The organism is Acinetobacter sp. 802_lipA, from assembly GCF_058242885.1.
This window is the reverse complement of record NZ_JBZAYP010000001.1, coordinates 107,259-126,965: the sequence shown is the minus strand read 5'-3', so window position 1 is coordinate 126,965 and position 19,707 is coordinate 107,259. Positions and strand designations below refer to the sequence as shown.

General features: G+C 41.6%; 16 protein-coding genes. 11 read left to right on the top strand and 5 right to left on the bottom strand.

Annotated elements, in window-relative coordinates; all coding sequences use genetic code 11:
• Positions 1–68 precede the first annotated feature (68 nt).
• Positions 69–1,586, bottom strand: coding sequence for an acetyl-CoA C-acetyltransferase (locus AC4CU3_RS00620; RefSeq protein ID WP_490737907.1), 1,518 nt, complete (start codon positions 1,584–1,586; stop codon positions 69–71).
• A gap of 241 nt (positions 1,587–1,827) precedes the next feature.
• Between AC4CU3_RS00620 and AC4CU3_RS00615 the strand changes: the two genes are divergently transcribed.
• The 5 genes from AC4CU3_RS00615 to dnaX all read left to right on the top strand — a co-directional run bounded on the left by AC4CU3_RS00615 (position 1,828) and on the right by dnaX (position 8,424).
• Positions 1,828–3,219 (top strand): 3-oxoacyl-ACP reductase, encoded by a 1,392-nt coding sequence (locus AC4CU3_RS00615; RefSeq protein ID WP_490737906.1) that lies wholly within the window; start codon positions 1,828–1,830, stop codon positions 3,217–3,219.
• Positions 3,220–3,367: 148 nt separating this feature from the next.
• A complete protein-coding gene (locus AC4CU3_RS00610; RefSeq protein ID WP_262470382.1) occupies positions 3,368–4,222 on the top strand; it encodes a MaoC family dehydratase in 855 nt (284 codons plus the stop codon).
• A gap of 67 nt (positions 4,223–4,289) precedes the next feature.
• Positions 4,290–5,540 (top strand): serine hydrolase domain-containing protein, encoded by a 1,251-nt coding sequence (locus AC4CU3_RS00605; RefSeq protein ID WP_490737905.1) that lies wholly within the window; start codon positions 4,290–4,292, stop codon positions 5,538–5,540.
• Between the two features lie 71 nt (positions 5,541–5,611).
• Positions 5,612–6,067 carry a copper resistance protein NlpE N-terminal domain-containing protein gene (locus tag AC4CU3_RS00600; RefSeq protein ID WP_058951900.1) on the top strand — a complete coding sequence of 152 codons (456 nt, stop codon included), beginning with the start codon at positions 5,612–5,614 and terminating at the stop codon, positions 6,065–6,067.
• A 260-nt stretch (positions 6,068–6,327) separates the two neighbouring features.
• Positions 6,328–8,424 carry a DNA polymerase III subunit gamma/tau gene (gene dnaX / locus AC4CU3_RS00595; RefSeq protein WP_490737904.1) on the top strand — a complete coding sequence of 699 codons (2,097 nt, stop codon included), beginning with the start codon at positions 6,328–6,330 and terminating at the stop codon, positions 8,422–8,424.
• Here dnaX and AC4CU3_RS00590 read toward each other — a convergent pair.
• Both AC4CU3_RS00590 and AC4CU3_RS00585 read right to left on the bottom strand, forming a co-directional pair.
• On the bottom strand, positions 8,417–8,860 hold the full coding sequence (locus AC4CU3_RS00590; RefSeq protein WP_178927967.1) for an acyl-CoA thioesterase: 444 nt from the start codon (positions 8,858–8,860) through the stop codon (positions 8,417–8,419). The genes dnaX and AC4CU3_RS00590 overlap by 8 nt on opposite strands.
• Before the next feature lie 51 nt (positions 8,861–8,911).
• Positions 8,912–10,072 carry an iron-containing alcohol dehydrogenase gene (locus AC4CU3_RS00585; protein WP_178927966.1) on the bottom strand — a complete coding sequence of 387 codons (1,161 nt, stop codon included), beginning with the start codon at positions 10,070–10,072 and terminating at the stop codon, positions 8,912–8,914.
• A gap of 114 nt (positions 10,073–10,186) precedes the next feature.
• Here AC4CU3_RS00585 and AC4CU3_RS00580 point away from each other — a divergent pair, with 114 nt between their 5' ends.
• The 4 genes from AC4CU3_RS00580 to AC4CU3_RS00565 are packed head-to-tail and all read left to right on the top strand — an operon-like array spanning position 10,187 to position 13,895.
• Positions 10,187–10,696, top strand: coding sequence for a low molecular weight protein-tyrosine-phosphatase (locus AC4CU3_RS00580; RefSeq protein ID WP_178927965.1), 510 nt, complete (start codon positions 10,187–10,189; stop codon positions 10,694–10,696).
• A 13-nt stretch (positions 10,697–10,709) separates the two neighbouring features.
• The gene (gene murB, locus AC4CU3_RS00575) at positions 10,710–11,747 is read left to right on the top strand and encodes a UDP-N-acetylmuramate dehydrogenase (RefSeq protein ID WP_490737903.1); all 1,038 of its coding nucleotides are present in this window, start codon (positions 10,710–10,712) and stop codon (positions 11,745–11,747) included.
• A gap of 4 nt (positions 11,748–11,751) precedes the next feature.
• Positions 11,752–12,864, top strand: a complete 1,113-nt coding sequence (locus AC4CU3_RS00570; RefSeq protein WP_490737902.1) for a YdcF family protein — start codon at positions 11,752–11,754, stop codon at positions 12,862–12,864.
• Entirely contained in the window at positions 12,864–13,895 is a 1,032-nt protein-coding gene (locus tag AC4CU3_RS00565) for an alpha/beta hydrolase (RefSeq protein WP_078425053.1), read from the top strand. The genes AC4CU3_RS00570 and AC4CU3_RS00565 overlap by 1 nt, the downstream gene beginning before the upstream one ends.
• 58 nt (positions 13,896–13,953) lie before the next feature.
• On the opposite strand, the gene AC4CU3_RS00560 is transcribed toward AC4CU3_RS00565, so the two are convergent.
• The gene (locus AC4CU3_RS00560) at positions 13,954–15,624 is read right to left on the bottom strand and encodes an FMN-binding glutamate synthase family protein (protein ID WP_490737901.1); all 1,671 of its coding nucleotides are present in this window, start codon (positions 15,622–15,624) and stop codon (positions 13,954–13,956) included.
• 298 nt (positions 15,625–15,922) lie between these two features.
• On the opposite strand from AC4CU3_RS00560, the gene AC4CU3_RS00555 reads away from it, so the two are divergent.
• A complete protein-coding gene (locus AC4CU3_RS00555) occupies positions 15,923–16,609 on the top strand; it encodes a LuxR C-terminal-related transcriptional regulator (RefSeq protein ID WP_078388851.1) in 687 nt (228 codons plus the stop codon).
• Positions 16,606–18,504 (top strand): sensor histidine kinase, encoded by a 1,899-nt coding sequence (locus tag AC4CU3_RS00550; RefSeq protein ID WP_279691966.1) that lies wholly within the window; start codon positions 16,606–16,608, stop codon positions 18,502–18,504. The genes AC4CU3_RS00555 and AC4CU3_RS00550 overlap by 4 nt, the downstream gene beginning before the upstream one ends.
• A gap of 26 nt (positions 18,505–18,530) precedes the next feature.
• On the opposite strand, the gene AC4CU3_RS00545 is transcribed toward AC4CU3_RS00550, so the two are convergent.
• Positions 18,531–19,697 (bottom strand): ribosomal protein uL16 3-hydroxylase, encoded by a 1,167-nt coding sequence (locus tag AC4CU3_RS00545; protein ID WP_490737900.1) that lies wholly within the window; start codon positions 19,695–19,697, stop codon positions 18,531–18,533.
• Positions 19,698–19,707 lie beyond the last annotated feature (10 nt).

Here is a 19,707-nt window from a genome sequence, read left to right as displayed (position 1 = left end):
ATAAAAATGCAAAGACCCTTGGAAGTACAACTTTCAAGGGTCTTTTTTTCAAAAGTGAAAACAGTTAATTATTTTTCAATAATCGCTGTTACACCTTGGCCGCCAGCAGCACAAATTGAAACCAGTACGCGACCTGAACCTTTTTGGTTGATCAGCTTCGCAGCAGTAGCAATGATACGACCACCAGTTGCAGCAAATGGGTGACCTGCTGCAAGTGAAGAACCTTTTACGTTGAGTTTAGTGCGGTCAATTGAACCGAGTGGAGCATCTAAACCTAAACGGTCTTTACAGAATTTTGGATCTTCCCAAGCTTTCAACGTTGAAAGAACTTGCGATGCAAATGCTTCATGAATTTCGTAGTAGTCGAAGTCTTGAAGCTTAATGCCAGCACGTTCAAGCATACGTGGAACTGCATAAGCAGGTGCCATCAATAGGCCTTCTTTTTTCTCAACGAAATCAACAGCAGCCGTTTCTTGGAAGGTTAAGTAAGCAAGCACTTCGTGACCGTTTACTTTTGCCCATTCTTCTGATGCTAAAAGCACACAAGACGCGCCATCTGTAAGTGGGGTTGAGTTACCCGCAGTCATGGTACGCGCATCGCCTTTACCAAAAGCTGGTTTGAGCTTAGCAAGTTTTTCAACCGTAGAGTCAGCACGTAAGTTGTTGTCACGCTCTAAACCTAAGAATGGTGTGATGAGGTCATCGAAGAAACCTTCTTCGTAAGCCGCAGCCATTTTTTGGTGTGAAGATGCAGCAAGTTCGTCTTGTGCTTCACGTGCAATACCCCATTCAAGCGCAGTAATAGCTTGGTGATCACCCATAGAAAGACCTGTGCGTGGCTCACCATTTTTTGGCGCATCCATCAAGTCTTTTAGGTTGATTTTAGTTAAAGCTTTTAAACGGTCTTTACCCGTTTTTGCAATGTTGAGTTCAAGCAATGCTTTACGTAAACCATCACCAAACGCAATTGGTGCATCAGACGTCGTATCGACACCACCAGCCACACCCACTTCAATTTGGCCCAGTGCGATTTTGTTGGCAACTAAGAAAGCTGCTTGTAAGCCAGTGCCACATGCTTGCTGAATATCGTAAGCAGGTGTTTCTGGTGCAAGTGCAGTGTTTAGTACACATTCACGGGTCATGTTAAAGTCACGGCTGTGTTTAAGTACCGCACCAGCAACCACTTCACCAAGGCGTTGACCTTGAAGATTAAAACGTTCAACAAGACCGTTTAACGCTGCTGTGAACATATCTGTATTCGAAGCGGTGAAATATGCGCCATTTGAGCGAGCGAAAGGAATACGGTTACCACCGATAATAGCCACGCGGCGAACAGTGTTTTGACTCATGGTTTGATCCTGTTGAACAGCAGTTTGAGTTTTTGGTTTTGAAGCATTTGTAGAAGAAGCGGGGCTTTTACTACGAGTTGACGCAGCACGAGTGCGAGTCGGCTTAGTCGTGTTATTTACTGATTGGGTTGTTGTGCCAGTACTTTTAGTTCTACGAGATGTACTTTTTGATGTATTTGACACAGTTTCCGTAGCAGAATTTTCCACTGCTGGATTTTCTTGAGTTGTTTTGCTCATAAGGCTTTTCCAAGCATGTTAATCTATTCTTAGGGTGTACATTAGCATATTATAAAAAGGGCTGAATTGACTAGAATGACATTGCAATAGGCTTTCAGGTCAAGACATATCCTCTATAACTCAAGTATGATTCTATAGAAACCGATGGAACTATTGAAATATAAGACTCTAGACATCACTTTGAAGTTAAAAGGATATCTTTGAATCCATCAACAATTAATTTGTATGAGAGATAAAAAACATGACTGATCAATACCAAACTTTTGCAAAATCTCCAATTGGTAAATTTGTCATTAAAAATTTGGGTTTACCTGCACCAACTTTTTTAGACCGTTTTGAGTCAGCAACGCCTGTTATTAAAGGTGCTGTTTTACTGGGTGCAGCAGCAAACAGTTCATTGTCTGGTGCAATTGCGCAAGTGTTGGCAAATGTTCATGCCAATAGCTATGCAGGTAACAATGCACATTTACAGCAAGCTGCGGCTAAAGTGGGCTTAAACTTAAGTGCATTTAATGCAGGCGACAAAGAGTCTAAATTCAAAGTTGTTATTTTTGATGCATCTGGTATTGAGTCATCAGAGCAACTCAATGAGTTATATAACTTCTTTAACCCTATCGCACGTCAAGTGGCTGCTTCTGGTCGTGTGATTGTGATAGGTACGACACCTGAAACTGCGGGTAGTGTGAAAAAAGCGATTGCACAGCGCGCGCTTGAAGGCTTCGTGAAGTCTGTCGGTAAAGAGTTTAAAAAGGGTGTTGCAGCACATTTGATTTATGTGGATGCAGGTGCAGAGGCAAATCTTGAGTCAACTTTACGTTTTGCAGCATCTCCACGTTCTGCTTATGTTTCTGGTCAAGTGATTCGTGTTTCTAAAGCTGCTGTTGTAGATGTCGACTGGGCTAAACCATTGGCAGGTAAAACTGCTGTAGTGACAGGTGCGAGCCGTGGTATTGGTGAAGCGATTGCACATGTCTTGGCACGTGATGGTGCGCATGTGATTTGTTTAGATGTGCCACAGCAACAAGCAGATCTTGACCGTGTTGCAGATGAGATCGGTGGTTCAACACTGGCAATTGATATCACAGCAAACGATGCAGGTGAAAAAATTAAAGCTGCGGCAGCTGCTCAAGGTGGTTTAGACATCATCGTGCATAACGCAGGTATTACCCGCGACAAAACGTTGGCAAATATGAAGCCTGAGCTTTGGGACTTGGTGATTAACATTAACCTGTCTGCAATTGAACGTGTAAATGATTATTTACTTGCGAACGAGGGTTTAAATGCCAATGGTCGTATTGTTTGTGTATCATCTATTTCAGGTATTGCAGGTAACCTAGGTCAAACCAACTATGCTGTGTCGAAAGCAGGTGTAATTGGTGTAGTTAAATTTACTGCTCCAACTTTGACGAATGGCATTACCATCAATGCGGTTGCGCCAGGTTTCATTGAAACGCAAATGACCGCTGCAATTCCATTTGCAATCCGTGAAGCGGGTCGTCGTATGAACTCGATGAGCCAAGGTGGTTTACCTGTAGATGTTGCTGAAACCATTGCTTTATTTGCAGCGACAGCATCGACTGGTTTAAACGGCAACGTGGTACGTGTTTGTGGTCAAAGCTTGTTGGGTGCTTAATTTAAAAGCTTGAATTTATCTCTCCTTTAGAGGGGGATAAATTCTTTATATTATAAGTGGGATGGTATTTTTCCCTCATCCTAACCTTCTCCCTGAGGGAGAAGGAGCTTTCAAAAATATTGAAATAAAAACTTCTCAAAGGTTCAGTATGAAGACTCGCCATTTTAGTCAACTTCCAAAACCATATATGGCTTATCCGAAAGTCATTCAAGGTTTGATCTTTAAAAAGCCAAAAGGTGAAAAAGTCTTACCGCAGGTTGAGTATGTGGTGGATTCTTTTAACGTCGATCAAAAGCATTTGAAAGCTTATAACCAAGTGTGTGGCTTTAAAAATAATGGTTATATTCCTGCGATTTATTTGGCCGTATTATCGCAAAGCCTACAAATGCACATGATGGGGCAAGAGCCGTTTCCATTTCCTGTGCTAGGTTTGGTGCATATTCGCAATCAAGTTAAACAAATGCGTAAAGTTGGCGTCAATGAAACCCTTACTTTATCATGTAAATATGGCGCGCTTGAGCCACATGATAAAGGTGTTCAGTTCGATTTCATTACCACGGTGAAAGTTGGCAATGAAGTGGTGGTTGAAGCCTTAACCACGTATTTAGCACGTCAAAAGACCGATGGTAAAACAGCACCAAAATTAGTTGAAGCAACGACTCCAGATTATCAGCCGAATGCAGTCTGGGCAGTCTCTGAAAACACAGGTCGTCGTTATGCAATGACCTCGGGCGACTTCAACCTCATCCACATTCATGCAGTGACAGCAAAAGCTTTTGGTTTCAAACAGGCCATTGCGCACGGCATGTGGAGTAAGGCCCGAGCGTTGGCTTCGATTACATTGCCTGATGCTTATGAAGCGGATGTTTGGTTTAAACTGCCGATGTATTTACCGTCAACAGTCGATTTTATGACCGCGACAGAAGGTGCAAATACCGCTTTCTTAATTCGAAATAGTAAGAATCAAAAACCGCATGTGACGGGACAGGTGAAAGCACTATAATTTTTAAAAGCCCAGTTTAGATTACACTGGGCTTTTTTATGCCAGCTTAAAATACAAGGATGTGTAAATGAAAATTTTAAAACAATATTTACAAGCGAATCCGAACCATTATCAAGGCTATGTTGACCCACGTTTTCAAAGTGTTGCCCATCTGTTTAGCCGTTTACAGGATGCTCGTTCAGCATATGGCGGTGCAGCCTGTGTTTTATATTTTCAGGGTGAAAAAGTTGTCGATATCTATACGGGTTTGGCAGCGGTAGATTCTCCTTGGCAGGCCAATACTATGTCGGTGTGTTATTCGACGGGCAAAGGCGTGCTCGCAACCTTGGCACATATTTTAGTCAGTCAGGGTGTACTGAGCTACGACCAACCGATTGCGGATTATTGGCCTGAATTTGCCCAAAATGGCAAAGGGAAGATGACGCTAAGACACGTGCTGAGTCATCAAAGTGGATTATTTGATATTCGTAATAACATTGCCGATGCAACAGAGATGTTGGATTGGGCACATATGTTAGACGTATTTGAAAGGGCGCAACCACGCTTTGCAATTAGTGAAGATGCTGCCTATCAACCTTTGTCATTTGGTTGGCTGGTCGGTGGTGCTTTAGAAAAAGCAACGGGGAAACCTTTAACTAAACTCTTCCAAACCTATTTAGTTGAGCCACTTGAGCTAGATGGGGCTTACTTTGGTGCACCCAGTGCTGAATTAAAACGTATCGCACGACCCATTGTCCGTCCTGTATCTATCCAACCAAATCAAAAAAGTCCAACGAAAGTGCGTAAAGTTTCATTGCTTGATAAAGCGATGCAGTGGTCAGGGCAAGATCCACAAGACTTTCAAGATGGCATGATTCCCAAAGGTATGAAAAAGGTCAGCTTTTATCAGGATGATGCGATTCAGGCGATCATTCCCGCAGCAAATGGTGTATTTACAGCCAATAGTTTAGCCAAAGTGTATGCGATGCTATCTCAAAAAGGAATTTGGAAAGGTCAGCAGTTGATTCGTCCTGATGTGTTTTCTGAGTTGAGTCGAGTGCAATATACCGATCGAGATCGGGTGATGCCGATACCTATGCATTGGCGCTTGGGTTATCACCGTATATTAACCTTAGGAAAAACTGCAGAGCAGGGTTTTGGTCATATGGGCTTTAATGGTTCAGGGGCTTGGGGCGATGGTGAGCGAGGCTTGAGTTTTGCTTATACACATAACTTTGCTACAGGTTCTTTGACTGGGGATTATCGACTTTGGGCTTTGAGCCAAGAAAGTTTACGCTGCGCAGATGCGGTTTTAAAAGGCAAAAAAGGCTGGTTTTGACGGGGCTGAGATTTAGTCATCGTCTAAAATATGTTATGTTCGTCGCGGTTTAGGTTTTGAATATTTGTGACATGAAGGCTCCCATTCTTATCCCGCTGGTTGCTACAGGATTACTCTTAGGTTGTTCCGAGGCGAATCAAACGCAACATGATCAGTCTAAACTCCAAGTGGCAGAACAAAAGCAGATTATTCCTGCGTGGGTTGGGAGTTATCAGGGGACAACGCCGTGTATGGGGTGTTTGTCCCGTTGTGAAGACTGTCCGGGTATGGCAGTTGCACTTGAGCTGCATGAAAACATGACCTACACCCTAAAACGAGAAAGTTTGAGTGGCCATAATGAAATCGAAACTTTGACTGGACCACTTCGTTTTAATGCTCAAGATCAGCACAAGGTAGAGTTGGTGAATGTGACAACGCGAAACTTACTTTATGTCGATTTAGAAGATCGTGTTCTAGAAATACGTGAAGATGTGACTGGAAAAAAATACCAAATGCAGAGTGATTTTGTTTTGGTGAAACCAGCTTAATTTTCTAAATATCTGTATTTTAGAAATTCATTTTAATATTTACATCTTTTTGCTTTTCCAAAGCTCTCACTTTATTTCAAATCCATAATCTAAATACATAAATAGCTTGAGATAGGGAGTGGGATAAAAATGGAGCTAATGGTTTTTGAATTATTGATCTAAATCAGCTTTATAGCTTAGAAATGCGAGAAGGGGGTGAAGTAATTCATTCACTCTTTGACAAAAAAACAGTATGCTTAGGCCTATAAAAAGGAGCATACATGTATCAAGTACTTGCACGGAAATATCGTCCTCGTAATTTTAATGAGCTAGTGGGTCAAAACCACGTCTCTCGAGCGCTAACCAGTGCTTTGGAGCGCGGACGTTTGCACCATGCTTATTTATTTACAGGAACGCGTGGGGTCGGAAAAACCACCATTGCCCGTATTTTGGCGAAGTGCTTGAACTGTGAAACAGGTGTGACTTCGACGCCGTGCGAAGTTTGCCCAACCTGTACCGCCGTGAATGAAGGCCGTTTTATTGACTTGATTGAAATCGATGCGGCATCACGTACTAAAGTTGAAGATACGCGAGAACTTTTAGACAATGTTCCTTATGCGCCAACACAAGGTCGTTTTAAGGTCTATTTAATCGATGAAGTACATATGCTGTCTACGCATTCTTTTAATGCTTTACTCAAAACATTGGAAGAACCACCTGAACATGTGAAATTCCTTTTTGCAACCACAGATCCTCAAAAGCTCCCAATTACTGTGATTTCGCGTTGTTTGCAATTTACACTACGCCCGTTGGCTGTAGATGAAATTACCGAGCATCTGGGGAATATTTTAAATAAAGAAAGCATCCAAGCTGAACAAGATGCGATTTGGCAAATTGCAGAGTCTGCCCAAGGCTCATTACGAGATGCACTTTCTTTGACAGACCAAGCGATTGCTTACGGTCAGGGAGCCATCCAGCACCAAGATGTCAAAGAAATGTTGGGTTTAATCGATCGTACTATTATTTATGATTTGATACTTGCGATACATCAAAACCAAAAACAACGGGTGAGTGAGTTGCTGATGCAATTCCGCCAGCAAGCACTGGATGTATCTTTAGTTTTGGATCAGCTGATTTCGACTTTACATGAGTTGGCGCTATTACAATATTTGCCTGAACTTAGTCTCAAATATAGTGCTGAAATTAATAAAAAAATCATGCAATTGTCTCAGCAAATTGCTGCGCAAGACTTGCAACTTTATTACCAAATTGCATGTAAAGGGCGTGCTGAATTACAGCTAGCAGTCACCCAAGAGCAAGGCTTTGAAATGTCAGTGCTGCGCATGTTGGCGTTCCGTCCATTACAACCAAATGAAGTGTTGGTGGCTCATGCCAATAGTGCTGTAGTTGAATCTGTACAACAAACGGCAATACCGAGTGCTGCTCCAGAAACGGCTTTGCAGCAAGATGCTCAAACTGTAGATGTTGATGCGGCATTTGAAGACGCTGCAATAACTCAGAATGCAGAACCTGAGTTTAAACCTGAACTTGATGATGTCGATCTTTCAGAAAGCGCCGAAGATAATAAACCACCAGTGGACTCATCTCAGCAATCTGATCAAATCGTATTCGACCCTTCAAGCGATGAAGTGTTGTTCGATTTAGATGAAGCAGACGAATTTAATGCTCGAAGCAATGACGATGAGCCAAATAGTGATGATTTCTTATTTGATGAAATTGTACCGCTAGACCTAGAAAGTCAAAATGATGCTTCCCTTGAAGATGTCGTAGCAATAGCTGAACCTGCTGTGCAAGCGGAGTCTTCTGATTTAGCAAATGAAGTGCTTTCAGCAGATAGCGTACAGGACACCCAAGTTGTAGAAAATGAAAGCCTGCAAACTGTTGCTGCTATTGTAGAGCCCGTTCAACTTGAACAGGTTTCAACTGCATCAGCCGATTTAATGCCACAAGATATTTTACAACTTCAAACGCAGCAGTTAGTCGGTGAGTGGACTGTGGAGAAGTGGGAGTACTGGTTCAGAAGCAGTGGCTTATCACCCGCGGTACAAGAGTTGGCTCAGCAAGGTTTAATGGCTGGGCAAATTAATGCCGAGTCTGTGTTTATGATTCCGCAGCGTTATGAGCAACTCCTCACCCAATTACGTCATGTCTTGGAAGATGCGCTCAAAGCTGAATGGCCTCAGACGCGTTTTGATGTGAAATATGCAGAAGTTGAAACGATTACCCCGTACACCATGCAGGCGCAGCGCAAGCAAAGAGCATTTCAACGTGCGCATGAATTACTGCAAAACGAAGATACGGTCAAAGGCCTTGTACAAACTTTTGATGGTGAATTGCAGAATATCCAACTTAAGTAATGCCATGGCTTAAGTAGTGGCGCAAAGCACTCCGCATTTCAGATGGAATCGGGGTGCTTTTGCGTGTTTCACGGTCTACAAAGACATGAACAAAATGTCCTTGAGCTGAAGCAGTTTCTTGACCAAATTTGAAAATGGCAAGTTCGTAAGTGAGTGAAGAGTTTCCTATTCTAGAAATAGTCACACCAATATCAATAATCTCAGGATAAGACAACTCATGTAAGAAACTGCATGCTGAGTCGACCACTAAACCAATAATAGGGGATTGGTGAATATCAAAATTTGCTTTTTCAATCAGTAAGGCATTTGCGGCAGTATCAAAATAACTATAGTAGGTGACGTTGTTGACATGGCCATAGAGGTCATTGTCTGACCAACGTGTTTGAATCGGTAGAAAATAATGAAATTGGTCACGTGTCTTTGCAGCTTGTCTCATCGATATCATCCTTAAAATCGTCTTATAAATAGCCTAAGCTAATTATATGGCTTAGCTGTAAATGGCTTGATAAATTTCCCGTGCCTGTTGCCACTCTAGTTCTCTTGGGTTGTTTTGTAGTAGGCGTGTTTGTAACATGGCATCGGTTGCAAGCTGATCTAGACTGTGTTCAGAAACATTCAATGCCTTGAGTTTTAAGGTTAAACCACTGCGGTCTAAATGGTTTTGCATATGATCAACGAAAAGATCAGAAAGACCATCGGTACAGCCTGTACTTTTTGGATCGAGCCAGCAGATCAGTTCCGCATAATGTTGCTTGGCTTGGGGGAGGTTAAACTTTAAAACCTCTGTCAGCACTAAGGCATTGCTATGTCCATGAGAAATGTGAAAATGCCCACCCAATGGATAAGCAAGCGCATGAACAGCACCGACAGGGGCATTGGCAAAGGCTTGTCCTGCCAACATCGAACCGACTAACATATTTTGTCGAGCTTCTAAATTTCGACCATCTTCTAGCACTAAACTGAGGTTCTGATTCAGCAGTTTTAAAGCATGTTTTGCTAACATGTCGGCATAGGGGTTTTTCTTGATTTTAGAGGTATAAGCTTCAATCGCATGTACCATCGCATCAATGCCTGTGGCAGCACTAATATGACGCGGCAGATTTTCAGTAAATGTCGCATCCAAGATCGCCACATCGGCAAAAAGAACGGGTGCTACGATTCCAGTCTTTGTCGTTTCACCTGTGGTGACAATCGAAATTGGTGTGACTTCAGAGCCTGTCCCTGCAGTGGTAGGGACTAAAATTAAGGGTAGACGAGGTGCTTGGGCATTATTCACCCCATAAAGATCGGCTAACTTCTGCTGCTGTGCAGGATGGCTGAGGATGGCAATAATTTTTGCAACATCCATAGAGCTGCCACCACCAAAGCCTAAAACGACATCTACCTTTTGCTGTTTGGCATAATCAACCGCATTTAAAACAATTTGCTCACTCGGATCTGCTTCAACCTCACTGTAAATACTGTAAGTCAGAGAGAGATCTTCTAATATTTCTAAGATGGGAAGATGGAGCTGATGCTTTAACATGCCTGCATCTGTAACCAATAACAGATGCTGATAAGGACGTGCTGTTAAAATGCCTCTGAGTTGCTGAATGCTGCCTAAGCCAGAAATAATATTCGGCACAGTTTGAAATTGAAATTGGTTCATAACAGCATCCTTTTTTATATCTTATCCAACAATATTGTTTTGTACTTCTATAGGATTCATCCTCTAAATAACTTAACATAAGACACTTGAAAATAAAGCTGTTTCGAGGTGGTTATGTCATTCACAGCGCCCTATAAGGTGTTATGTGTCTGTTTAGGAAATATTTGTCGTTCTCCCACGGCAGAAGTGGTTCTCAGACATTTTTGTGATGCACATCAGCTCAATATCGAAATCGATTCGGCGGGAACCAGTAATTACCATCCCAACAAAGCACCTGACTTGCGTAGTCAAGAACATGCTTTAAAACGGGGCTATGATTTATCCAGCTTACGTGCACGACAGTTACAGACCAGTGATTTTGTCCATTTCGATTTAATTTTGGCGATGGATCATCGTAATTTTGACGATATTCAAGCGTTGTATCAAACAGCGCAAACTGAATTTGGTGCTCAACCTCTCCGCGCTAAAGTTGCACTGATGTCTGAACATGACGCGCAGTATCCGCAGCAAGCATTACCTGATCCTTACTATGGTGGTTTTGATGGTTTTGAACGTGTTCTTGACCAATGTGAGTCGAGCAGCCAAGCGTGGGTCAGTATTTTTGAACAACACTTTGAACAGTAATTAAGGTTCGTGCATGCAAATAGAAACACAAAAACAGCTTAAACCTTTTAATACGTTAAGCTTAAATGCGATAGCCTCTCATTATGTTCAAATTCACAGTCCAGATGAGCTTGTTGAAGCATTGGATTATGCACAGCAACACGCTTTGAATGTCATGATTTTATCTGGTGGAAGTAATATGCTGCTTCCTGCACAAATTGATGCTCTAGTTGTGCATATGAACATTCTAGGCGTAGAAAACTTGTCTGAAGATGTGAATACCAAAACTATACGAGTCGGCGCGGGACAAGTTTGGCATGACTTTGTGCTTTGGACGACAGAACATCATTTATTTGGCTTGCAGAATTTGGCGTTGATTCCAGGGCTCGTGGGCGCATCTCCTGTACAAAATATTGGCGCTTATGGTGTAGAGGCCGGCGAGTTCATTGAAAGTGTACAAGTCTATGACCGACAGTTGAAAACGTTTAGCGATATTCAAGCCAAAGACTGTGCATTTAGTTATCGTCATAGTATTTTTAAAGATGATCCAACTCGCTATGTGATTACGCATGTGACTTTCAAGTTGTTGAAAAAAGAAGATTTGAAAATTAGCTATGGTGACTTAAAACAAGCCGTGGGTGATGAGCTAACAGCTTTTAATTTACAACAACAAGTGATTCAGATTCGTCAAAGTAAATTGCCTGATCCGAAAGAATTTCCAAACGTAGGCAGTTTTTTTAAGAATCCAATTATTAGTCAGCAAGCTTATGACCTTTTAGCCCAACAATTTGAAAAATTGCCACATTATCCGCAGTTGAATGGTGATGTTAAAATTGCAGCAGGTTGGCTGATAGATCAATCGGGCTGGAAAGGTAAGCAGCTTGGTGTGGTCGGGATGTTTGCCAAACAAGCCTTGGTTTTAGTGAATTATGCCAATGCAGATTTGAACGATGTACAGAGCACATACCGTGCAGTACAGCAGGATGTGTATAATAAATTTAAAGTTTTGTTGGAACCTGAGCCTGTGCTATTTAATTCGGCGGGTCTCATCCAATCTCATGAGGATCGTTAAAAGTATGAGTAAAACCCATAAAATGGTGCGTTTAATGCAAATCACTTCGGTGCTGTTTGCATTTTTCGGCTGTTTAATGATTTTTATTTATACACCTTTTTATTCTAAGCTGATTGTGGCGACATTGAATGCCTTTGTCCCTGTAGATGTCAATGAAGTTGCAGCACAAAGTCAAAAAATGGCAGCACTCAGTGAGCAAGAAAGCTTAGAACCGGGTTCTGATTTGTGGATTGCCCGCCAAGCGTACTTACAGTTGATGGAAGAGCAAATCAAAGAACATAATTCGCAAAACCTAACCACGATTCAGGTACGTTATAAAGCACTACAACAGTTAATTATGTCTGAACAGCGTGAAGAGCAAGAAAAAGAGCAAAAGCCTCAAATTCCTTTGGTGGTTGAGACGGCAAGTTCTGAGGTTGACCCGACTGAAAATGTCAAAGAACTGCTAGAGCTGAATAGCAAAGAAAATAAAGCCTTGATGGAACATTATCTCGACTTTTTAAAAACACATAAAGTTGAGACTGTAGAGGAAGAGCCGATAGATGAACAAATCTATCAGGACATCGCACAAATACATGCACAAAATGAAGAGAGAAAAGCGGCATTAAACATGCCGAATGCCATAGTTGTTTTGGGTGGTGGATTAACTTTAGACAAAAATCGTAAAGATATTGTGGTGAATGAATATACGCGATTACGTCTTGAAACCACATTGCAGGTCGAACAGCAGTTTAAGTTGCCCATTGTGCTTAGCGGTGTCGAAGCCCCGTATATGCAAAAATGGTTAAAGGCACGTGGAGTCGATGCGAAACTATTGGAAGATCGTAGTATGAACACCTGCGAAAACTCGCGCTTTAGCTCTTTGCTGTTGCAGAAAAAAGGTGGTGCACCTAGAGTGATTTTAATTACAGATCAATATCATATGCCACGTACACGCCGTTTATTTGCTTTAAATGGTATCGAAACACAGCCGATAGAGGCACCTATGCCGACCCAATTAACCCAATGGCGTCCAAGTGAACAAAATTATGATCATAGTCGCCGTGCCAATTATGAAATGCTCGCAACGATACGCGATGTACTGTTTGGTTCGAGTGACTGTAGGGAGATTCCATAATGCCTGAACTTCCTTTTTTAAATCCTTCTGTACTCAAACAGCTTGAACTTCCTGTGCCGAGTCGTGAGACGACACCACAGCTATTAATGCCTTTGAATCTAAACCAGCCGTATGAGGCATCGGTAGAGATGGTGTCTTATCGTCGTTTATACGGTTTAGACGCATTGGACTGTGATCACTGGCAAGGTTATGTTCAAATGCCTTTGTTTAAGCTGCATGTCCAAGTTTTTGCACCTAAAATTGAAAAAATTAAAGGTTCAGTCTGCCTGTTGCATGGTTATTTAGAGCATAGCGGAATTTATCAACCCATTATTAAAGAGTTGCTTGACCAAGGCTTTAGTGTACTGACCTATGATCTTCCGGGGCATGGACTCAGTGATGGATCACCTGCGAATATTCAAAATTTTGATCATTATCAAGATGTGTTACATGCTGTGGTGCGCTATGTCAAACATGCAGAACAGCTACCGCAACCGTGGCTAGGCATAGGGCAGAGCACTGGTGGTGCAATTTTGATGCATCATTTGCTTGAGTTTGCCGAACGCCGTGAAAACCCTTATGTGCAACGTGTTTTGTTGTTGTCGCCACTCATTCGACCTGCAAAATCCGCTTGGTGGCATAACTCGGTTGGATTAGGCATTATTCGACGGATTAAACGTCAAGTGCCGCGTCATTTTAGGCGGAATAACCATAACCCTGAGTTCTTACGCTTTGTTCGTTTAAAAGATCCGCTACAACCTCGTATGATGGGTATGGATTGGATTTTGGCTATGTCCAAATGGATGTTGGAAATGGAGCAGCGCCCAGCCTGTCGCATTCCTGTCTGGTTAGCCCAAGGTGCGCTGGATCAGACGGTAGACTGGCGTTATAACATTGAGTTTATTCGTGAAAAGTTTCGCTTACAGACTTTATTGATGTTGGAGGAAGGTTCACATCAATTGATCAATGAACGTTCAGATATTCGTGCGGCATTAACAGGTCTAATTCCAGCTTTTTTACATGCGCAGGGTTCATCGAGTGGATATTACTAACATTCTGTGATTTCTCTTATCGAAAATAAAAAGGAGGCTGATAGAGCCTCCTTTTTATTTAGAAATGTTCTAATTTGGACATATTCCACATACGGAAATAGAAGTTCTCTTCATCTTTATTTTCACAAGACAGCAGTTCACCATCTTTTAACCAAAAATGCAGCTGCGCATAGTTTCGAATTTCTCGGTCATTAATACGCTGTGCTAAATGGCGTGCTTTAATTTCTGCTGGATGTTTTAAGCCCGCTGAAGCAATCATTTCTGAAAGTGCCTTTAATGTGTTGTCATGAAAATGAAGTACACGTTCGGCTTTGGTGGGCACATGGATTGCTTTTTGACGCTCTTTGTCTTGTGTCGCAACACCGACAGGGCATTGGTTGGTATGACAACTTTGCGCTTGAATGCAGCCCACCGCGAACATAAACCCTCGTGCAGAATTGACCCAATCTGCACCAATTGCCATGGTACTGGCAATATCAAAGGCACTAACCAATTTGCCACTGGCACCAATTTTGATCTGGTCACGTAAACCAGCACCGACCAGTGTATTGTGTACAAAAAGTAAGCCTTCACGTAGTGGTACGCCCATATTGTCTATCAGTTCGATAGGTGCTGCACCAGTCCCGCCCTCGGAACCATCTACCACAATAAAATCGGGAATAATTTGAGTATGTAGCATGGCTTTGACAATGCTCATAAACTGCCAAGGCTGGCCAATACACAGCTTAAATCCGACTGGTTTACCTTCAGATAGCTCACGCAGTTTTTGAATAAAATGCATCATCTGAATAGGTGTTTTGAAGGCAGAGTGACTTGAAGGAGAAACACAGTCATGATCACGACTGACGCCCCGTATTTCGGCAATCTCTTCAGAAATTTTATCTTTCGGTAGAATCCCGCCATGGCCTGGTTTTGCTCCCTGAGAGAGCTTGATTTCGATCATTTTGACTTGAGGTCGTTTGGCTTGAACGGCAAATTTTTCAGGGTCAAATTGCCCATCTAGAGTACGGCAGCCAAAATACCCACTGCCTAACTCCCAAACAATATCGCCTCCATATTCAAGATGGTACGGACTTAAACTGCCTTCGCCAGTATCATGGTAAAAACCGCCCATTTGCGCTCCTTTGTTTAAAGCGCGAATGGCATTGGCACTCAGGCTGCCAAAACTCATGGCTGAAATATTGAAAATAGAAGCACTATAAGGTTGTGAACATTGCGAATTGCCCACCAGAATACGGAAGGTTTTAGGGTCAGCAGGTGTGCATGGGCTTAGTGAATGAGTCATGAAGCGGTAGTTGTCTGCATAGACATCGATAATGGAACCGAATGGTTTATCTGCATTTTGGTTTTTTGCACGTTGATAGACCAAACTGCGTTGCATCCGTGAAAAAGGCAGTGCGTCTTGATCGGCCTCAATAAAATACTGGCGAATTTCAGGGCGAAAATCTTCAAAAATAAAACGAAAGTGCCCCATAATCGGGTAGTTCTTTAAGATCGAATGTTTATTTTGTAAAACATCATGCAAGCCAACAAGACTCAGTAAACCAGTTATCAGCCAAATACTGTTCAGTAAAGTGTCCGAAATAAAATAATTAATATAGATAGGGGGGTGGCTATAATGAAAAAAAGAAATGCTCAAGAAAATAAAAATACACAGTAGCCAAATGGAGTGCCGTGAAAAAAAAGTATTGAGTAATTTATGACGTATGGATTGAGCAGGGCTAGACATATGGCTGGGCATCCTTCCTGATTGTTTAGACCTAATGTGCCAAGTCTCTATTTCATCTACAAGTAATAAATTGTTGTTAAGCCCGTTATTATTCGCAGGAGCAATCCAATATGAAAATTATGGATATATTTTATACAGATTGATATCTTTCAGAATTTAAAGTATATAAAATGAATATGAATAAGCACTTATTGTTCAAAAGAAAAAATTATAAATTACTTACTTCTAGGGATAGGTTAGGCCAAGCTTGCATCGGTATAGTGTGGTTGAAGAATGATAAGAAAAAGGGGAAGCTTCAGTGAAAAATAAGGAAACTGTTTTGCCTGCACCTGTTTTAATCGTGGAAGATGAAGCCATGATTCGCTCGCGCCTAGATCTGATCCTGTCGGAGCTAGGCTATAGTCAAGATATGCTGATTTTTGCTAAAAATTTAGCTGAATCCATGCAAATCATTGCATCACAGCCGATTTCTTTAGCCTTAGTTGATTTAGGGTTGCCCGATGGAAATGGTATTACCTTAATTGAAAAACTTAGAGAGATAGACGAAAGCGCCTTAATTTTGGTGATTTCGGCATGGAGTACACAGCAAAGTTTATTTGCCTCGATTAAGGCAGGAGCGAATGGCTATGTACTGAAAGAACGTGATGATGCTGAAGTATTGATGTCGATACGGAGTATTTTGCGCGGCGGAGCGCCGATTGATCCCTTTATTGCTCGCGAAATTTTAAATCAAATCTCAACCTCAAATACCCCCCAAACTGAGCGTGTAGAGCAGTTGGATGGTCAGGACTATGACCAACTGACCAATCGAGAAACTGAAATTCTCAACTTGGTGGCACAAGGCCTGAGTAACCGCGAAATTGCTGAGCAATTATTTGTTTCGCGCTATACCGTTGAAAGCCATATTAAGCATATTTACCGCAAGCTTTCTGTTTCAAAAAGAACCAAAGCTGTCAGCACTGCGCGTTCTTTAGGTATTTTATGAGAAATGGCTGGCTGAGCATTTTTGTCACACTGTGTTTGTGTGTGCTTAGTTTTGCCAGTTATGCGCAAACCAACTTTGCTGTTAGTCCAACTTGTAAAGTGAATGTCGATAAAATTTCTGCGGTGAAAACTAGTTCTGTCGATGTTGTTCCGAAGACTGGATGGGTAGAGGTCAAAAACCCTGACGTGTGGACAGAACGCTGGCCACATTACGATGGTGGCGTTTGGTACCATTTTAATTGGCATTGGAGTTGTAACGACAGTAATGAACTGAAGCAGCCTTTAGCATTTTCTGTGGAAGGCATGAGTAGCGCAGGCGCTGTTTTTTTTAATCGAAACCTGCTTTGGAAAGATAAGCATTTAGTTGAACCCCTATCAAAAAGTTGGAATACTCCGCGTTTTTGGATCCTTCCTGTCGAAAGCTTAAAACAAAAAAACAATGACATTTGGGTCTATGTGGTTGGTAATAGTTATGAAAGTCCGGGTTTAGGTAATTTAGAATTTTCTGACATCACAACAGCATATGATAAACAACAAAAACGAATTTGGAATAAAAGGGCGCTGTTTCAAGTCAACTTAGTCATTTCCACCACCTTAGGCTTGGTGTGCTTTGTCATTTGGTTTTTTAGACGCAATGAAACGACATTTCTGTGGTTTTCTGTTAGCTGTTTGTTTTGGGTATTGTTTATTTGGAATGTCATCAACCGAGAAGTGTTTCCATATCCAAACTCCTTGTGGGTCATGAAAACTAACCTGACTTTTTTTGTTTTATACAATGTTTGCTTTTCCATTTACTTACTGCGCTTTGTGAAAACAAAGTTTGCTGAATTAGAGAAAACCTTATTTTTAGTTGCTGCAGTGTGTATTGTCACCATCTTGTTTATCCCAAGTTTGATGGTCAATATCGTATTTGCTGTGATTTTCTTGTTATGTATTGCATTATTTATCGCATCATTCTGCTTTGTGATTTATCGCGCTTATAAAACCAAGCGCCGTGATTTTATTTTGTTGGCGGTTTGTTTAAGTGTGATTCTTATCGTCATGCTTTACGATATTTCACTACTTTTTGATGGACATATTAATGACCATCAGCCTTTGTCGCCGTATACCTCACCGGTGATCACTTTTTTTATTGTGATTATTCTCGCAACACGATTAGATAAAAATATTAAAAAAATACAAAGATTTAATAGTGAACTTGAGCAACGAGTGAGCTTTGTGACCAGTAATCTGTCCTCTAGTTTATATGCTCGACATCAATTAGAGCTTGAAAATGTCCGCCTACAAGAGCGTATTCATTTAGCGCATGATTTGCACGATGGTTTGGGTGCATCTTTGGTTCGTTCCATGATTTTAGTGGATCAGAGCTCCAGCACCATGTCGAATCAACAATTTTTATCCATCCTCAAATTGCTTCGAGATGATTTAAGACAAATTATTGATAGTGGTTCTTTAACCAATAACAAAACGCCAGATAATCCTGTGTTATGGATTGCTCCTGTTCGGCATCGGTTTAGTCAGATCATGGATGAGTTGGATATTGAGGCGACTTGGAGCATTCCAGAGGCATGGGAAATACAACCGACAGCACTACAATGTTTGACTTTAATTCGTGTTCTTGAAGAAAGTTTGACTAATATTATGAAGCACAGTCAAGCACGGCATATTGATGTAAAAATGTATTATCCAAGTACAACTCACTTGGTCATGATTATTCAGGATGATGGCGTAGGTTTTAATGTGGAGTGTGTGCTTAACCACGGGATGGGCATTGGTATGCGCAGTATGAAAATGCGTTTAGAAAAAATTGGTGCTGAGCTCAATATCGAATCTGAAAAAGGCTGTACCAAAATTATTGCCAGTTTAAGGTTTGGTGAGGGAGAAAGTGCTGAGTAGATTAGACTACCCAGCACTTGGTTTGCTTAAGCTTCGTCAGGTGGGAGTAGCATTAAGACGGATTCGTTCATCAGCATCGCAATGTCTTCTAGAATATCGGCATCATATAAGCTTTCATCAAGTAACAGTGCTTCACCATCTGCTAAATTCTTGAGTAATGGTGCAAATTGCTCCGAAATGCATAGCCCTTCACCGTTTGCCCAAAATAAGAATTCATCTTCATTGTTGGTATAAAGTAGGCGAGAAGCGGGTTCTAAGATCAGCTGATAGCCTTGGTCTAAAATACCTTCTAAATCTCCTGTGCCAATTTCTTCAGCATCAGGAATATTTTCAGGGTACTTTGGCTCTGACATCAAGGTCATAATGGCATCTTCAAGCAAAGTTGAATTTTGTAGTTGCGCCAAAATTTCTGCTTTTAAATAATCCAATTCGTTTTGTGTTAATTGGCCGATCGGGCTTTTTTGGTCACGAACAATATCGAGCAAAGGATTACGCAATAGCGCGTTATCAGACAGTTTGTCGCCTACACGGTCTACCATGTCGGTGACGTTTGGCATACGGAAGCCAAAAGAGAAAGTCAGGCAGTCATCTTCGGCTACACCAAAATGTGATAAACCTGGTGGTACATAAAGTAGATCACCTGGTGCTAATACTTCGTCAAAATGTACGTCAATTTCAGGCAGTAATTTTAAAGGTTGGCCTGCAACAATCTCAGATTCAGCATCGCACATTTGACCCAACTGCCAACGACGATGACCATAACCTTGAACTAAAAAGACATCGTAAAAGTCAAAATGCTTTCCGACAGAGCCACCCTTAGGTGCATAAGACACCATGATGTCATCACGGCGCCACTGCGGAATAAAAGGAAATTTTTTCCACAGTGCTGCTAAGTCAAAAGAGTAGTGGTCTACGGCTTGAACCAATAAAGTCCAGAGTTTTGGCATCTTTTGGAAATCAGCTTTTAACAGCGGTGAAGATTTGACCGACCACTGATTTGGGTCACGGTCTTTTTGTTTGATGAGACGAGCTGTGACATTTTCATCTAAAGCCAGTTCCATAATATCGCTAGGTTCTAAAATATTGATAATTTCAGGCAGCGCGTTGCGGACCAATAATGGCTTTTTTTGCCAATATTCGGCAAGGAATTGTTCAGCTGTAATACCGCCAAGAACATCAAGAGATTGGGACATGAAAATAGCC